A 14,573-nucleotide genomic window follows, 5' to 3' on the forward strand; every position below is an offset into this window, starting at 1 on the left:
GCGTCGCGCGTTCAAGCAGCGAGGTCACTAGCCCTCACGCGGAATGCCGGCAGGTTGGCGAGGATTGCCCGTGTAGGCGGGAAGGTGAACATGAACCGTTGGAAGCCCAGGCTGCGGCTGGTGCGTTTGATCTGCTTCGCGGAGTCGACAGTGAAAATGGTGCGCATGCTGAACGCTGCCTTCTGGAAGTCCGCAATGGGCTCGCGAAGCTTTGCTTCCCATGCACTCAGTGCCTTCTCGAGGGAGTCTGGATGCTCGTGCAACATGACTCGCAGCACGTCGGCGCCACTGATGCTCGAGGTCGCACCCATCCCCGAATAGAGGCTGGGGCACCAAGCTGCGTCCCCGAGAAGCATCACGCTGCCGTGGTGCCAATGATCGACGTGAGTTTGCTCGACTGAGTCAAAGAGATATTCGTCTGTGTTCTCGAGGTGGTGGAGTGCCGCCTCCATCATGTCGCCGAGTGGCTCGGTCCCGTAGACTTCGCGCAGCCGCGCCGCGACTCCGATCTCTTTGGCGCGGGCGCGATCGGCGTCCGCATCGTGGCTCTTGTAGGCAAACAACACGGTCGGTGGATGGTCCTCGAAATTGAAAACGATGAACGAGCGTCCCGGTTCGAGCAAGGTCGCCCCGTCTTGAATGTCCAGCCCGGGGAGGGCCTCGGGCATCTCGAATGCACAGATCATGTCGCCCACCCGACTCAAATATTCGGTGTGTGGTCCCCAGATGAGGCTACGGACGGTGGAGCGTAGACCGTCGGCACCGACCACCAGGTCGTAGTCAACGGTTCGCTCGGCGTTGTTAGATGTGTTCTTGAGCGTGACCGTCGCCCGATTCGCACGCTGGACGATCGCCGTAGGCGTGGTCGAGTAAGTGACATTCACGGTCGACGGTAGTGCCTCGAACGCCGCCTGTTCAACGTCGCCGCGCAGCATCATCCACGGACGTGTGGGGAGATTGCCGAATCCGATCGACTCCTTCCGCACTCTGTGTCGATCGATATTGAAGTTCTTCCCGCTGAGTGCGTTGCGATCGCGAATCCCCGCGATCCCTAGGTGTTCGGCCGCGATCCGACCAGAACCGAACATCATGATGAAGTACCCGCCGCGCCGACGCCCAGGCGATCGTTCCACGATCTCAGCCTCCCAACCAGCCTTCGTCAGTGCGTTGGCGGTCGACAGTCCTGCGATACCCGCTCCTACAACTAGCGCTTTTCTGGACTTCGGTGATGTGTTCGTCATGAGACCAGCGTATGACCCAAGTGACCAAATTGGTCATCTAGTCAATAGTTCGTAGTTTCTACGCAGCTTCAACCGTTCGAGGCAGATTCTCCAGTCGAATATTGGTGACGTCGAGCTCTGGTTTGGGTCACGGGTCCCGCCCCCGCCGAGGGACTTTGCCTCGTCGCGCACGGCATCGAGGCGACCCTCGCCTCGGGACAGGCGATCGCATTGCTTGCAAGCTGGACAGCGATTCACGAACACAACCGGCAGGCTGCCCTCACCCGTAGCGAGCCCCTGCCATGGCGTTGGAGGCCGACACCCAGAAATCGAACTCGGCAACGATGACGCTGCGGCGCTGGGCGAGGCGCATCGTCCATACGCCGCAACTAGCCGGCGCCTCGTCGCACTCGGATTCCACCATCGGTAGCTCGCATGCCCGCACGAGCTGAACGTGAACCATGGAATGCGCACAAGGTTGAAGCAGCGGCAGTCAATCAAGGTGCATGTGATGGCGATGAGCGCCATCGATAAAGCTGTCTAATACGCCGAGCCGCTGACGGCATCGGAGGTCGCTGTTCTTCACAACAGACCGGAGACCCGCCGCGGATGCTGGAGCGGCCGGAGAGCTGAGCCCTTGTTGCCGGCGGCCTGAACGGTGGCGTGGCCGCGCGCCCGACCTCTCTCTCGGGTGCACGGTCGCATGCGGCTAGTTGCCGGGCGCGGTGCCGCCTGGGGGTGTGCCACCGCCTCCGCCCATGTCGGTGGCCGCTTGCTGGGTGACGCTGTTGGCGTAGTCGTCGGTGGGGTCACGGTAGATGGTGTGGACATGGCCCCACCCCGAGGTGCTGACGCCGGAGACGTCTGCACCGGCTGATCCCAGCTGGGCTTGGAAGGCGACGTAGACGTTGGGCCCGGAGATGGAGAAGTTGATGCCGTCGCCTGCGCTCGTGTCGTAGGTGGTTTCGCCTGACCACGCGACGACGGTGTCGTCGAGGGTGGCGGCGATCTTGGCGTTCGCACTCGCGGCGGTCTCCTCGTCGGCCATTCCCGACCAGTTCGCGATGAGGTCGAGCAGCAGCTCCTGCTGCAGGTCCGTGAGGTCCGCGCCGGTGAGGCCTGTGCCGGTGGCGAAGTCGCAGGTGTCGCCGGGGGCGCACATGCTCACCTCACCGGACGTCAGGGTGGACTGCTGCTCGGCGGTGAGGCTGTCGTAGAACGCGAACGCGTCGGTGTAGATGCCGTCGAAGGGCTGCACCTCGTTGCCGTCGGTGTCGGTGTATACGGCGGGTTGGACGCCGAGGTGCGTGGGGGCGAAGGTGATCGCGTCGGTTGAGCCGTCGAGGGTGGCATTGATGCCGAGATGGTGGCCGCCGAACTGGACTTCGAATGCGCTGGAGTCGGAGGGATCACCGAAGAAGGCGATGTAGTACTGGCCGAGCGATGCCTCGGTGCTGTCGCTATTCTCGTGCAGGTATTCGTCGCCGCCCATGATGCCGACGACGGTTGCGTAGGCATCGTCGCTCAGCAGTGCCTCGAGGACCGCGAGCGCGGCGGTCTTCTGCTCGTCGGTCAGCCCGGCGAGGTTCACGCCGGCGCGCTCGACGAAGGTGACTGGGAAGTTCGACCAGGACGTGGTCTTCGTCTCGTCGTCGTAATCGTGGAGGACCGCCTCGCGCTGGTCGTCGCTCAGCGTGACGAGGAAGGCTTCGGCGGCAGCGGCCGTGTCCGTGATGGTCTGCGCGGTCGTGGTCGCGTTGGTCGTCAGCGTCGTCGTCATCGGCGTGGATGCCGTGGACGACGAGGCGGTTTTCAACGTGCCGGCCGTGCCTGATGCGCATCCGGCGAGGGTAAGGCTGCTAACGAGGAACACGGAGGCGAGCCAGGTCACGCGCTTGCGCACTGTCCTCCCTTGAGTGGGGTTCTCGGGTGTGGGTGCTTTCGTCATGCTGATGAAACTACGAATGCTTCCTTTGCACCTGCTTGACCATTCCTATGCGTCGATCATGAGGTTCCGACGAGACCAGATTGCCGGAGTCGTCACATGCCGCGTTCTAAATCCGATGGGTGCAAGTTCGTTGCGATCCAGGACTGGATCGCAGTGCGGATAACTTCGGCGTTGGCTTGACCGCCGTATGACGTCGGCCGCAGCGGCTCCGCTGTCCGCTGCGGCCCTGTGTGAGTAGGTCGCCCGTCCTCCGACCGACCCTGTCGCCGTTCGAAGGACTCAGGTGTACCAGGACGCTTCGGGCACCTGGTTCAGCAGCACGTACTCTCCGACCTCACGCTTCTTGTAGGCGATGGGGTCGTGGAGGCTGTGCGTGCGGAGGTTCCGCCAGTAGATGTCGAGCCCCACCGCCGTTGCTGTCGCGCGAGCACCCGTGAGCTCGAACACCTTGGTGGCGACTTCTAGACCATCGTCGATGGTGCGCAGCTTCCCGGCGGCGATGCGGACCGCGATCTCACCACGCCGGCGCTCGGTCAGTTCTTCGCGGGGTGCGTGGAGCACCGCACTGATCTCGGCGCCGACGGCATTGAGCAGAGCTTCGTCGGCCCAGAGCTTGGACTGAAGGACGCCGTAGCCCTCGAGGAGGTACCACTCGTCGCCCGCGGCGTTCTTGTTGTCGCCGCCGTACGGCCATGGTCGCGTCGTCGTGCGGGTGTATTCTGAGGCCGCCTCGATGGCGCCCTGCGCGATTCCGAGGTAGAAGTTTGCGAAGACGAGTTGGATCGTCGGAACGTTCAGCGTGTTGTACACGAGCGGCTGGAACGTCCTCTCGACGAACCCTGCGGCGGCCGACCAGGGGACGCGGACGTCGCGGATGTCGACGGATCCGGATTCGGTCAACCGCTGGCCGAGACTGTCCCAGTCGTCGGCGAACACGATGCCCTCCTGGTCTGTGGGAACGATGGCGAAGATGTGCGTTCCGGTGCCGTCGAGGACACCTTCGAGCACCGTCAGATCGGAGATCCGGCCACCGGTGGAGAAGGACTTGTGTCCGGAGAAGACGAGGTCGTCGCCGTCTTCACGGATCGTCAGGTCGGCATCGCGGGGGTTGACAGCGCCACCGAACAGGAAGTTGTTCGTCGTGTACAGCTCCTCGACCGCCGCGATCTGCTCCTCGGTCGCGACCAGGCGTGCCGCCCACGCCCAGAGGTAGTGGTAGCCGAGGACCTGCCCGATCGAACCGTCCCCGCGAGCGACCGTGCGGATGACTGTGTACGCGGTCTCCCAGGTCTCTCCTGCTCCGCCGTGTTCGCGTGGGCCGAGCAGGGTGACGAGTCCGGAGTCCTTCAGCAGCTGCACTTCGGTGTGTGGACTCTGATTGGCGCGGTCGCGCTGGACGGCGTCGGCCGCGAGGATGTCGGCGACCTCCTGCGCGCGGGCGATCCAGCCCGCGGCGTCTTCGGGTCGTGCTGTGTCCTGCCAGCGGGCGGCGAGAGCTGCCGGTAATGCATCCGTGATTGTCACGTTGATACCTTCCTGGGTTGACCGATGTGGCACGTCGTCTGCTCGGACCCCTGCACCTGGCTGAGCGGACCGGCATCACCGCGCCTGTTCATCGCGATGTGGGCGCAACGATATGAGGTCCGAGAGGGAACCCCTCCGCGTGTGACCGAACGTGACGCACGAATGGCCGGCTTGCGGCCTCACGCATTGCATTCCCGAGATGCCTCGCAAGGCGGTTCCTGCGCGGTACGACGGTGGCCAGACGAGTCGTCAGGTGTAGTAGTCGTTGATCGGCTCTGCGCTTTCGGTGCCTAGGTAAGGTCCTTCGCTTTCGAAATCCTGCGCGGCTGACGGAACGTGTGGGGGCTTCGCGGATGCGAGCTGGGCGTTGGACAATGCGAATACCACGCGAGGTATGGTCGAGCGGCCGATGGCGTTGGCGCACATCGGGCAGGGTTCGCAGCTGGTGTACATCGTGACCTGAGTGAGTTGAACGGGGGTCAGACTTCGTGCTGCCCACCTGGCGAGTTTGAGTTCAGGGTGAGCGGTGATGTCGTTGTCGGTGAGGGTGGTGTTGGTGCCTTCGGCGAGCACTGTGCCGTTTGCGTCAGCGAGGAGCGAACCGAACGGTGGGTTCCCGGCGGCGCGAGCGACGATGGCGAGATCGATGGCCCGGCGCAGTAGGGCTGTTTCAGTCGTGTTGAGTGTCACAGGTGGAGGGTGCCTTCTGCGACGACCAGGCCGGTCCCGGAGAGTTCGACCCGGTTGCTGTCGATGAGGACGTTGAGAATGCTGGGGCGGCCGAGTGCACTGCCTTGCAGAATACGCACCTGCCGGCCGTCGATGGCGCGGCCTTCTCGGACGAGGAGTGCAGCTAAGGGGCCGGCCGCGGTCCCCGTGGCAGGATCTTCCGCGATACCCACTGTGGGGTTGAAGAACCGGGAATACGCGTCAGCGCCATCCGGTCCGGATTCTGTGGAGTAAACGTAGCAACCCTCGGCGCCGCTGTCTGCTAGGAACTCCTTCAAACGAGCAGATTTCGGAGCCACCCGGTCGACTGCTTCTCGCGACGACAGAGCCACCAGCAGGTGCTCCGCCCCCGTGGAGACGACCTCAGCGGCGAGGCGGGAATCCAAGTCGAGGTGTGGAAGCCCCAGTGCGCCGGCAAGTGATGCCCTATCGAGGACACGGCGCAGGAATCGCGGTGATGATTGCTGCATCGTCACCGTTCCCCTCTCGATCCGAACAGCAAGAAGGTCCGTACCGATCTGTTGCGCATAGGCGATGCGGTGGACGGGCAAACTACCGCTACTGGCCAGCCAGATCCACGCACCCATCGCATTGTGTCCGGCCCCGAGCACCTCCGACCCATCCGGAGTGAACGATCGCAGCCGGTAGTCCGCCCCGCCCAACGTCGGCGTCACAAGGAACGTCGTCTCGGACTGATTGAACTCCCGGGCGATCGCAATCATCTGCTCGACAGTCAAAACGTCAGCGTCTGGCACCAGCGCAAGGGGGTTACCCGTCAACGGGGCTTGAGCGAAAACATCTACCCAGAAAAATCGTACGGTCGTCATCAGTCCTCAATCCAGTCCTTCCACCCACGGTACGCGCGCACTCCAAGAACCTGAAGAACCTTTCTGCGGTGCAACCAGCAATCCATCAAGTGTTTTGCGGCAGAATCAGCCCATGACCGATCAGGCGACATTCGATGCCGTAGATGCTGCTCTCATCGCCGTGTTGCAGGTCGATGGCCGAACTCCGCTCACTGAGCTCGCCCGGATCGTTCGCTTAGGAACCTCCGCGACCCGCAGCCGGCTGATCCGTTTAGAGGAACGCGCCATCATCACCGGCTACACGGCCACAGTTCCCCCTGCCGCCGCAGGGTTTGCCTTGCACGCAGTCGTACGGATGAAGGTCCATGGCTCGCTCTTCGACCAAGTGAACGACGTTATCCAGCAGGAACCGCAGGTGGTCCGATGCCTTCGCATCACGGGCGAGTCCTGCTACAGCATTGAAATCCTCGCCCACGACATGACCGATCTCGAACGCATCACCTCGCGGTTCTCCCGAATTGGGTCCATCACGACCGATCTCGTCTACGAAGTTGTCACCGACCGGGGAACCCCTGTCATCTCGAGAGAAAGCACTCCAAACACGACGTCTAGGCCGTGTTGCTAAACCGCGACCGGTCGCGGTTTACCGCCATGCGCGGACGTGGTGGATTGTGGCGGACTTTGGGTAACTGCCTTCGCGTGGTCCGATCTCGAAGAGGTCGACCATCAGGAACAGCGGATAGTCGGGAGCCTGCGCGATCCGTCGGAGCGTGCGGCCCTCGCATCCGATCACGGTCTCGCCCTCGCCCCAAACCACCGTCCAGGTGTGGGGCGAAGAGGCGTCCAAGGGGACGACGACCTCGGCCATGTCGGTGGTCAGGCCCGGGTCGTGGTGCGCTTTGATACCGGTGCGGACCACGGTGGTTTCCCCGATGGCATCGGCGTCGATCTCGAAGATGCAGATCTCGCCGGACTCTGTCGGGGATCGGTGTTCGGTCCCGACGAGCCATACCGCGAGCATGCAGTTGGCGGCTCGGGTCGCGGAGACGGTGATTTCCACCCGCCCGCGTGACGGTGCAAACAGGAGGCTCTGTGGTGTCTCGGTACGCACGTCGAGATCGACGCGGTGGCGATGCGTCCCGAGCGAGGAGCCGACCGGCCCGGAATAGACACCGGTCTGCAGGTTCGAGACACGCAGAGGCGCATCTTCGAGACGCCAATCGGGCTGGTCAGCGTCGATCCGCAGCTCGATCCCGGCAGCAACGATCTCATAGTGCGCCCGCGCCCGCTCTGGGGTCGTCCACTGCGGCAGATAGCTCGCAACCCATCGTTCTGAGCTCAGACCGGTGCTGAAGTCGTCATCGATGTCCGGTTCACGGTTCGGCGCGGCGGGAAGGTTCCCCGGGAAGGACGGCATGAGAAATGATCGCACGCGAGCTCAGCCAGTGCAGGGTAGAGGCGAGGCATAGTCCGGCGTGGTAGTTGCGGGCGAGCTTGTCTGACCTCATCGCGATGCCCCGCCATTGCTTGAGCTTGTTGAAGCATCGCTCGACAACGTTGCGGCCGCGGTAGCGGCTGCGCTGCTCGTCGCCGAAGTCGATCGGCCGCCCGCGACGTTTACGACGATGAGTGATCTGATCGTCGCGTTCCGGGATCGTCGCCGCGATCCCGCGTGTCCGCAGCCAAGCACGGTTCGCTCTGGACGGGTAACCCTTGTCCGCCATCACCCGGTCCGGACGGGTCCGCGGACGACCTCGACCGGCCGGCACGCGGATCTGCTCAAGCGTCGCGGCCAGCATGATCGTGTCGGCAGTTTGTCCCGGAGTCAGAATGAACGCGAGAGCGCGGCCCTTCCCATCACAGACCAAGTGGTTCTTCGTCGTCAAACCGCCCCGGGAACGTCCAATCGCATGATCGGGCGGCTCATCGCCGAACTTCTTGTAGTTCTGGGGAGCCCCCTGTGTTGCGCGGAAGCGTCGCCCCATGCTGGTGCACGCGAACGATCGTCGAGTCGATCGAGGCGACCCAGTCCACGTCACCAGCCTGCTGCGCGAGAGACTGCATCTTCTCGAGCACGCGTGCCCAGACGCCCTGTTCAGCCCAGCGGTTGAAGTTCTTGTAAATCGTGTTCCAATTCCCGAATCGCTCCGGTACGTCCCGCCATGGCGCGCCGGTGCGGAACCGCCACGCCGTGCCTCCACCACCATACGACGGTCCACCGGCGGCCGACCCGTCGCCCTCGCAACGGGGAAGAGCGAACCAATCCCAGCCCAGACTTCGTCAGAAATCACATCACGCGACACCCATCAAGAATCGCTCCAGCCACTCAGTCGAGGGTTTAGCAACACGCCCTAACCCAAGTGTCTGAGCGGTCAACCTACATCGGGCCGGCCACATGGTTCCTTTTGTAGAATCCCGCAATCGCTCAAAACTGATCGTCTCTGACCACCCGCCAGTCGGTCCGGTGATGTGGCGAGATTCCGCTTGTTTCGGGTGCTCAGAATTTGTTGTCGAAATCCGTTCTGCTCGAAACCTCTGAGGGGGCGCCCGGGAGTCGGATTGATGACGGCAGGGGGCACTGTTCCACCCGACGAGCGCAGGGGAGCAGGGTGGCGACGGTGTTCTCATTCTCGAGGCACCGATGACCGCAACGCGGGACCGGCATGGCCAACTTCAACGAATCGTGCCGTGGAAATTCCCTGATCAGAGGACCACCGCGGATCGCCCTGGACGGCATCGCCCTCACACACAATGAGAAGGTTAGCCAGCGGCCTCATCGAGCCCTGGATCTGGATTTGTAGCTCGTCCCCGAGGCGTCCCTATATGGTGCAACGTAGGAGGTCAGGCCTGCGTCTCAGCACCGTGAGGCGCCCCGAAAGACGCTGAAGTGCTCGGTCGACGAGTGTTTACACCGTGGATGTCGTCGGTTCGATCCCGGCAGGGCCCACCGAAGGAAGCTCATTGCCGGACACTCTCTGTCGGAGAGTTCGACGCCCGGAGGCCTTGAGGCGCGAACGGCAGCACCGCCGATGTCGATGAGCGCGTCGATGCGAGCTACGGCCGCAGCGTTGGAGCGGACACCGATCGTGTGGGCGGAGTCGATTCAGCCGCGCCCGCGTGGGATCGCGCCGCATAGTCTCCGCCCTGCACCGTGCCGATTGCACCTTGTGGGCCCGGCGCGACAGATCTACCATGCACGGGACCGGCGCAGTTGTGGGCCAGCACGGGGTTCGGGTTCCGCGCATGACACGCTGCTCTGGTCTCGGGGCGGCGGGTTCGGGCACGTCGCTCCGACGTCGGTAGAGGCGTGTGCAGGAGCGGAGACGTGTGCCCCGCTGTCTCTCCGGACCCTAATCATCCGAGGCAGGCTCTCGTCGGGGTGATGACCTGCCCGGAGCATAGCGCCGCAGAGCACGCCGTGTCCGATCAGATGTGCGAGCCCCTGGCTCCGGGCTGGTGGCGACGCGCCCGCCAGGCCGTGGGGCGACCAGCAGCCCACCGTCGTCGTCGACGATGACCTTCGCGCTGAGACCGAAGACCTGCAGGAGCAGTTCTGCGGTGATGTGTAGAACAGCAGGCCACCCAGCATGACAAACCTGGAGAGCCGACCCACGGTAATCGCCGCGCATAGGACCCCCGCCACCAGGCAGAACGCGACCGCCACAACGATTTCTCCCGCGAACCACCGAATGCCGTAGCGGTGTTGTTTCGGTACTTGCCGAAGCATTCGCGTCCTAGCGTGGTTGCATGACGACACACGAATACACCTCCACCGTGACGTGGAGCGGGCGGACCGACGCCTACGAGACATACAGCCGGCGCCATGAGGTGCGGTTGGGGGATTCGTCGATCGACCTGAGCGCAGCGGCCGAGTTCCGAGGCGACAGTGCGCTGCCGAACCCTGAGCAATTGTTGGTGGCGGCGGCGAGTTCGTGTCAGCTGCTGTCGTTCCTCGCGGTCGCCGCCCACGCGGGCGTCGAGATCATCGACTACCGGGACGCGGCGACCGGGATCATGCCGGACGACGCACGTCCGATACGACTCACCGAGATTGTGCTTCGACCGGCGATCGTCGCCCAGGGCACGACGACGGCCGTGGTGGAGCGACTCCTGGAGAAAGCCCACCGGCAGTGCTACATCGCGAACAGTCTCACCGCCGTCGTCACCCTCGAACCCGAGATCACGGTGCGGTGATGTTCGACATCGAGATCCCGGCCCCGGACGGTGCTTTCTCCCTCGCGGTGATCGGACGCGCACTGGGTGCGGCCGGCATCGGCTTGGAGGGCGGGGCCTGTGGTCGGGAGTGGCACACTACCTTGTAGCTGACGGGGTTCGCGCTGGGGAGGTTCTCGGCGGAGTCGGGTTCGGGCCGGTGCTCGTGCGCGAGGTGCTCGTGGTCGATCTCGACGTTGATGCGCCGGGCGCGCTCGGCCGGATGATGGAGCGGCTCGCCGGGGCCGGTGTCGTGTTGCACGGCCAGTACAGCGACCATGACAACCGCAAGGTGCTGCTCGTGGACGATGTCGTCGTTGCCAGTCGAGCGCTCGAAACGGCCGGGTCGTGACCGGCGACGCGGACATCTCGGTGCCGGCGCGAGCACTCGGTGATCCCGCTCGCGGACGGATCGTGACAGCTCTGCTCGGTGGCCGTGCCATCCCCGCCGGGGAGCTCGCCCGCGCTGCCGGTGTCTCAGCCTCCACCGCCAGCGAGCATCTCCGGGTACTCCTCGACGCAGGCATCGTCGCGGTCGACCGGGTGGGCAGGAACCGCTTCTTCCGTCTGACGAACGACGAGGTCGCCCGGGCGGTGGAGGCGCTCCAGGCCATCGCCCCTCGCACGGTCGTGCGGTCCTTCCGACAGCACCGAGTCTCGGCCGATCTGCGGGAGGCGCGGACCTGCTACGACCATCTCGCCGGAGACCTCGGCCTACGCGTCACGGACCTGCTCGTCCACGCAAGCATCCTCTCGAGCATCCGCACCGCGGCGACGGGAAACGCCCCGTCACCGTTCCCGACCGGCCCCGTTGTGGAGTCGCTCCGTCTACATCCTGGTTCGGGTCCACGGCCGTGGTCACGAGGATGCCTGGACTGGACCGGGCGCCGCGCTCACGTCGCCGGTCAGGTTGGAGCTCAAATCCTGGAGGCGATGGAGACGCAGCAGTGGATCACCCGTCGCCCCGACTCGCGGGCAGTGCGCCTCACTCATCGCGGTGCTCTGGAACTCAGCACATTGGAGGCAACGATCTCCGCGCGAGACGTAGCCGAGCTGCGCTACTGAGCCCCACGTGCGAGCAGTCGTCGACGACGGGACCGTCGTCGAATGCGCGTCAACCTGACGTGAACTCGTTCGCCACTGGCGAGGACCTGCGGGTCGACCCGCAGCCGTCGTGCCGATGCTCAGCGCCCGGCGGGTGCCGTACGCGTTAGTCCGGTTGTTCGGTCGCGCGCTGTGGTCCAGGCGCTTGGTGGAGAGATCGAACGGCGTGCACGACGGCGCCGGCGAGCAGCCAGAACACGGCGATGGTCAGTCCTGCCACGATCAATGAGAGACCGCCGGCCGCGCCGCTGTAGCTCGAGAACGTTGCAGCGGTGACCAGCAGACCGATCGCCACCAGGATGGCGGCCGCCAATCCCATCGTTCGCAAGTATGGATTGGAGTAGCGCTCTCGCGGCGTGTTGGTGTTGTACTTGGCCTCGATCTCTTCACGGCTGATGGGAACGTTCGGCTGGTCGGTCATGCCGGCGAGCCTAGCGGCCGCATTCGGCGCTTTGTCCGGAAATGGGGGCCTTCTGGCTCGATGGACATGGCACCTCCAGCGGGCCCGCTGCACAGTGGAAGCATGAAGAATCCAGTCACCGCCCGGGAGAAGACTGCGCTCCTCGTGATCGACGTCCAGCAGGCATTCGACGATCCACAGTGGGGGCAACGCAACAACCACGATGCCGAATCGAACGTCGGGATGTTGCTGAGCAGCTGGCGTCTGGCTGGTCGACCGGTGTTCCATGTCAGACATCGGAGCGCCGACGACGGACAATTGTTCTCGCTGGGTGGGCCCGGTTACGAGGTCAAGCCGGAGGCTCGCGAATTCGCGGGGGAGCCGGTCGTGGTCAAGACCGTCAACAGCGCGTTCATCGGCACTGATCTGGAGGTGCAGCTGCGCCGCGCCGGCATCTCCTCGTTGGTCATCTGCGGCCTGACGACCGACCACTGTGTGTCCACCACAACCCGCATGGCAGCCAACCTCGGTTTCCACGTCACCATCGTCAGCGATGCGACGGCGACGTTCGAGCGACTCGGTCCCGATGGGCGGCGGTGGTCGGCGACCGAGCTGCACGACGCCGCCCTGGCCAGCCTGCACCAGGAATTCGCGGTGGTCCAGACGACGAACGAGGTCGTCCGCGCGGCTGGCTCGTGAGCTGACAGGACGTCGCCGGGCTCAGGTCACGCTGATGAAGATCGGATTCGTGTACAGCCAGGTGTCGGCCCAGGGGTCGGCTGGGGAGACCGGGTACGGCTGGGGTGCCCGCGGGTCGACCTCGGCGCCGAGTGGACCGACCCCGTGCACCTGGCCATCGCTGCCGCGAAGGCGGACGTAGCCGTCCTCCGTGGCCGGCTCGAGCGGCACCACGACACGGAACGGGGAGTCGCTGCGGTCGGCGACGTCGAGCATCTCGACGACTCGGGTGCCGGGTGCACGCTGTTCGTCACGGTCGGCGACGGGCCCGGTGACGCGCCCGCGGATCAGGTCGAGGTGCGCGAGTCTCGGCGTCGTGCCCCGCGAGGTGGGCGTCGTCGTGGGCGTGACGTCGACCACGAGCTCGAGGGCGGTGCCGCTTGCGACGGTGAGGGTACCGCCCAAGGTGACGCCGGTCTCCGGCTGGTCGGTAGCACGGAGCACGACGGAGAGTCCGGCGACGAGGTGCCCGTGGTCGACCCAGACTCGGCCGGCGCGGATCGCGGCAAGCAGGGAGGGGGACGACCGGTCGACGGCCCCGACGTGCGTCCGACTGAACTCGCCCGGCCAGAAGTCGGCGCCGTTCTGGGGCGTGTCCGTGGCGATCGGGTCGGGCCGACGGCCGGCGCGGTTGAAGTTCGCGAGCGTCGCCCCAGTCTCCCAGCCCGGCCCGGTCGGGAAGTCGCCGACGCGTGTCGCGTCGGACTCCTTGAGGTGCAGATCGCTGTTGGTGGTGATCCACCAGCGCCGACCCTCGCTCAGCAGCGAGTCCCACATGCCGCCGACGACGGCCGTCGTCCAGTCGAAGCCGCCGTGCGTCAGATAGGCCTCCGCGGGGTAGCCGGGGAACGAGAACTCGCTGGGGGTGTTCTCGTACTCGCCACGCCGTGAGCGTTCGGTCGCGTTCGCGGCGATCGCTCCGGCCTGGGCGCCGGGAGCGCCCTCCATGCCGACGAACACCTCGGGGTCGGCGTCCTGCCAGGCACGGAGCTCTCCGGGCGAGTCGATGCCGAGGCGGCTCGGGTGGTTCGCCAGGACGATCACGTCGTCGATGACGCCTGCACGCTTCTGGGCGCCGAGCCAGGCGATCCCGTCGGTCGCGTGCACGAGCCACTCGGCGGCGTCTTCGGTGCCCGGGCGCGGTTTCTCCCAACCGTTGAGCTTGCCGTCGTGGTCGAGCTCGAAGCGGCGCAGCACGAGGGTCGTCTGGGGCCCGGGCGCGATCAGCACGGTCGCGTGCTCGGCTCCCGGGATGTACCACTCGAGCCCCTGCAGCACGAGCATGTCGGGGCGCGCCGCCCGCGCGGTGTCGATCTCGCGTGCCGCGTTGAACACTCCGCCGACGTTGGCATGTCCCTTGTTGCTGTGTTCCGTGAAGGCGATCGCGTCGACCGCGAAGCGCTGCGCCTGGTCGAGGATCGTCGTCATCGGGTACTTGGCGTCGTGCGAGTAGACCGAGTGCACGTGGTGGTCGAACACCAGCCAGGAGAGCGCGCCCGGGTCGACGACTGCCGACGCTGACGGCAGCAACGCGGCCTGGGCGGGCGCCGCGCTTCCGAGCCCCTGAGCGGTCGCTCCCACGGCGACCGTCGCGGCGACGGAAGCCCCCAGGAAGGACCGGCGGGAGAGGCCGGGTCGGCCCGAAGCGCCCCGCTCCTCCTCGGCCACGGAGGATGCGCCATCGGTTGGCGCGGGCTGCTCGGGGCGGGGATCGAAGGGCATGGCATCACTTTCATCGGACGGACGCGCCGATCGTAGGCAGCAAAGGTGAACCTCGGCCCAACGGCCGGTGCCGTAAGTGACGCCCGGCGTTCACGACCCATTCATCTGCGTGGGCGAGAGTCCTGGCGTCGCCGGGTATCCCCGTCCCGGAGACCCACCGCACCCACCAA

General features: G+C 65.3%; 13 protein-coding genes and 1 pseudogene. 5 read left to right on the plus strand and 9 right to left on the minus strand.

Annotation, left to right across the window (positions count from 1 at the left end; translation table 11 throughout):
• Window positions 1–11: 11 nt before the first annotated feature.
• The 5 genes from FGL15_RS18210 to FGL15_RS18230 all read right to left on the minus strand — a co-directional run bounded on the left by FGL15_RS18210 (window position 12) and on the right by FGL15_RS18230 (window position 6,248).
• Window positions 12–1,241: an FAD-dependent monooxygenase gene (locus tag FGL15_RS18210; RefSeq protein ID WP_138946948.1), complete on the minus strand. Its 1,230-nt coding sequence runs from the start codon at window positions 1,239–1,241 to the stop codon at window positions 12–14.
• 688 nt (window positions 1,242–1,929) lie between these two features.
• Window positions 1,930–3,111, minus strand: coding sequence for a DUF3500 domain-containing protein (locus tag FGL15_RS18215; RefSeq protein ID WP_240773607.1), 1,182 nt, complete (start codon window positions 3,109–3,111; stop codon window positions 1,930–1,932).
• Window positions 3,112–3,447: 336 nt separating this feature from the next.
• Entirely contained in the window at window positions 3,448–4,692 is a 1,245-nt protein-coding gene (locus FGL15_RS18220) for an acyl-CoA dehydrogenase family protein (RefSeq protein ID WP_205858645.1), read from the minus strand.
• Window positions 4,693–4,941: 249 nt separating this feature from the next.
• Window positions 4,942–5,382, minus strand: coding sequence for a nucleoside deaminase (locus FGL15_RS18225; RefSeq protein ID WP_138946950.1), 441 nt, complete (start codon window positions 5,380–5,382; stop codon window positions 4,942–4,944).
• On the minus strand, window positions 5,379–6,248 hold the full coding sequence (locus tag FGL15_RS18230) for a PhzF family phenazine biosynthesis protein (RefSeq protein ID WP_138946951.1): 870 nt from the start codon (window positions 6,246–6,248) through the stop codon (window positions 5,379–5,381). The genes FGL15_RS18225 and FGL15_RS18230 overlap by 4 nt, the downstream gene beginning before the upstream one ends.
• A 112-nt stretch (window positions 6,249–6,360) precedes the next feature.
• Here FGL15_RS18230 and FGL15_RS18235 point away from each other — a divergent pair, with 112 nt between their 5' ends.
• Complete coding sequence (locus FGL15_RS18235) at window positions 6,361–6,852, plus strand: Lrp/AsnC family transcriptional regulator (RefSeq protein WP_138946952.1); 492 nt, start codon at window positions 6,361–6,363, stop codon at window positions 6,850–6,852.
• 18 nt (window positions 6,853–6,870) lie between these two features.
• Here FGL15_RS18235 and FGL15_RS18240 read toward each other — a convergent pair whose 3' ends face one another.
• Together FGL15_RS18240 and FGL15_RS18245 are read right to left on the minus strand one after the other, a co-directional pair.
• The gene (locus tag FGL15_RS18240) at window positions 6,871–7,644 is read right to left on the minus strand and encodes a hypothetical protein (protein ID WP_138946953.1); all 774 of its coding nucleotides are present in this window, start codon (window positions 7,642–7,644) and stop codon (window positions 6,871–6,873) included.
• A gap of 22 nt (window positions 7,645–7,666) precedes the next feature.
• Window positions 7,667–8,530 (minus strand): annotated as a pseudogene (locus tag FGL15_RS18245) (IS5 family transposase); the annotation flags it as partial.
• 1,444 nt (window positions 8,531–9,974) lie between these two features.
• Between FGL15_RS18245 and FGL15_RS18250 the strand changes: the two are divergent.
• From FGL15_RS18250 to FGL15_RS18260, 3 genes are all read left to right on the plus strand, one after another.
• Window positions 9,975–10,421: an OsmC family protein gene (locus tag FGL15_RS18250; protein ID WP_138946955.1), complete on the plus strand. Its 447-nt coding sequence runs from the start codon at window positions 9,975–9,977 to the stop codon at window positions 10,419–10,421.
• Window positions 10,422–10,599: 178 nt separating this feature from the next.
• Window positions 10,600–10,791: a hypothetical protein gene (locus FGL15_RS18255; protein WP_138946956.1), complete on the plus strand. Its 192-nt coding sequence runs from the start codon at window positions 10,600–10,602 to the stop codon at window positions 10,789–10,791.
• Window positions 10,788–11,504 (plus strand): helix-turn-helix transcriptional regulator, encoded by a 717-nt coding sequence (locus FGL15_RS18260; RefSeq protein ID WP_138946957.1) that lies wholly within the window; start codon window positions 10,788–10,790, stop codon window positions 11,502–11,504. The genes FGL15_RS18255 and FGL15_RS18260 overlap by 4 nt, the downstream gene beginning before the upstream one ends.
• Window positions 11,505–11,649: 145 nt before the next feature.
• Here FGL15_RS18260 and FGL15_RS18265 read toward each other — a convergent pair whose 3' ends face one another.
• Entirely contained in the window at window positions 11,650–11,964 is a 315-nt protein-coding gene (locus FGL15_RS18265; protein ID WP_138946958.1) for a DUF1345 domain-containing protein, read from the minus strand.
• Between the two features lie 144 nt (window positions 11,965–12,108).
• Here FGL15_RS18265 and FGL15_RS18270 point away from each other — a divergent pair, with 144 nt between their 5' ends.
• Window positions 12,109–12,642, plus strand: coding sequence for a cysteine hydrolase family protein (locus FGL15_RS18270; protein WP_205858646.1), 534 nt, complete (start codon window positions 12,109–12,111; stop codon window positions 12,640–12,642).
• 21 nt (window positions 12,643–12,663) lie between these two features.
• Here FGL15_RS18270 and FGL15_RS18275 read toward each other — a convergent pair whose 3' ends face one another.
• Window positions 12,664–14,403, minus strand: a complete 1,740-nt coding sequence (locus FGL15_RS18275) for a PHP domain-containing protein (protein ID WP_138946959.1) — start codon at window positions 14,401–14,403, stop codon at window positions 12,664–12,666.
• Window positions 14,404–14,573 lie beyond the last annotated feature (170 nt).

Source organism: Plantibacter sp. M259, from assembly GCF_006065115.1.
Lineage (GTDB): Bacteria > Actinomycetota > Actinomycetes > Actinomycetales > Microbacteriaceae > Plantibacter > Plantibacter auratus.

Excerpts from the sequence above, each read along its gene's own strand:
- FGL15_RS18210 (WP_138946948.1), bottom strand. The coding sequence starts at position 1,241 with ATGACGAACACATCACCGAAGTCCAGAAAAGCGCTAGTTGTAGGAGCG.
- FGL15_RS18240 (WP_138946953.1), bottom strand. The coding sequence starts at position 7,644 with ATGCCGTCCTTCCCGGGGAACCTTCCCGCCGCGCCGAACCGTGAACCG.
- FGL15_RS18275 (WP_138946959.1), bottom strand. The coding sequence starts at position 14,403 with ATGCCCTTCGATCCCCGCCCCGAGCAGCCCGCGCCAACCGATGGCGCA.
- FGL15_RS18235 (WP_138946952.1), top strand. The coding sequence starts at position 6,361 with ATGACCGATCAGGCGACATTCGATGCCGTAGATGCTGCTCTCATCGCC.
- FGL15_RS18265 (WP_138946958.1), bottom strand. The coding sequence starts at position 11,964 with ATGACCGACCAGCCGAACGTTCCCATCAGCCGTGAAGAGATCGAGGCC.
- FGL15_RS18230 (WP_138946951.1), bottom strand. The coding sequence starts at position 6,248 with ATGACGACCGTACGATTTTTCTGGGTAGATGTTTTCGCTCAAGCCCCG.
- FGL15_RS18250 (WP_138946955.1), top strand. The coding sequence starts at position 9,975 with ATGACGACACACGAATACACCTCCACCGTGACGTGGAGCGGGCGGACC.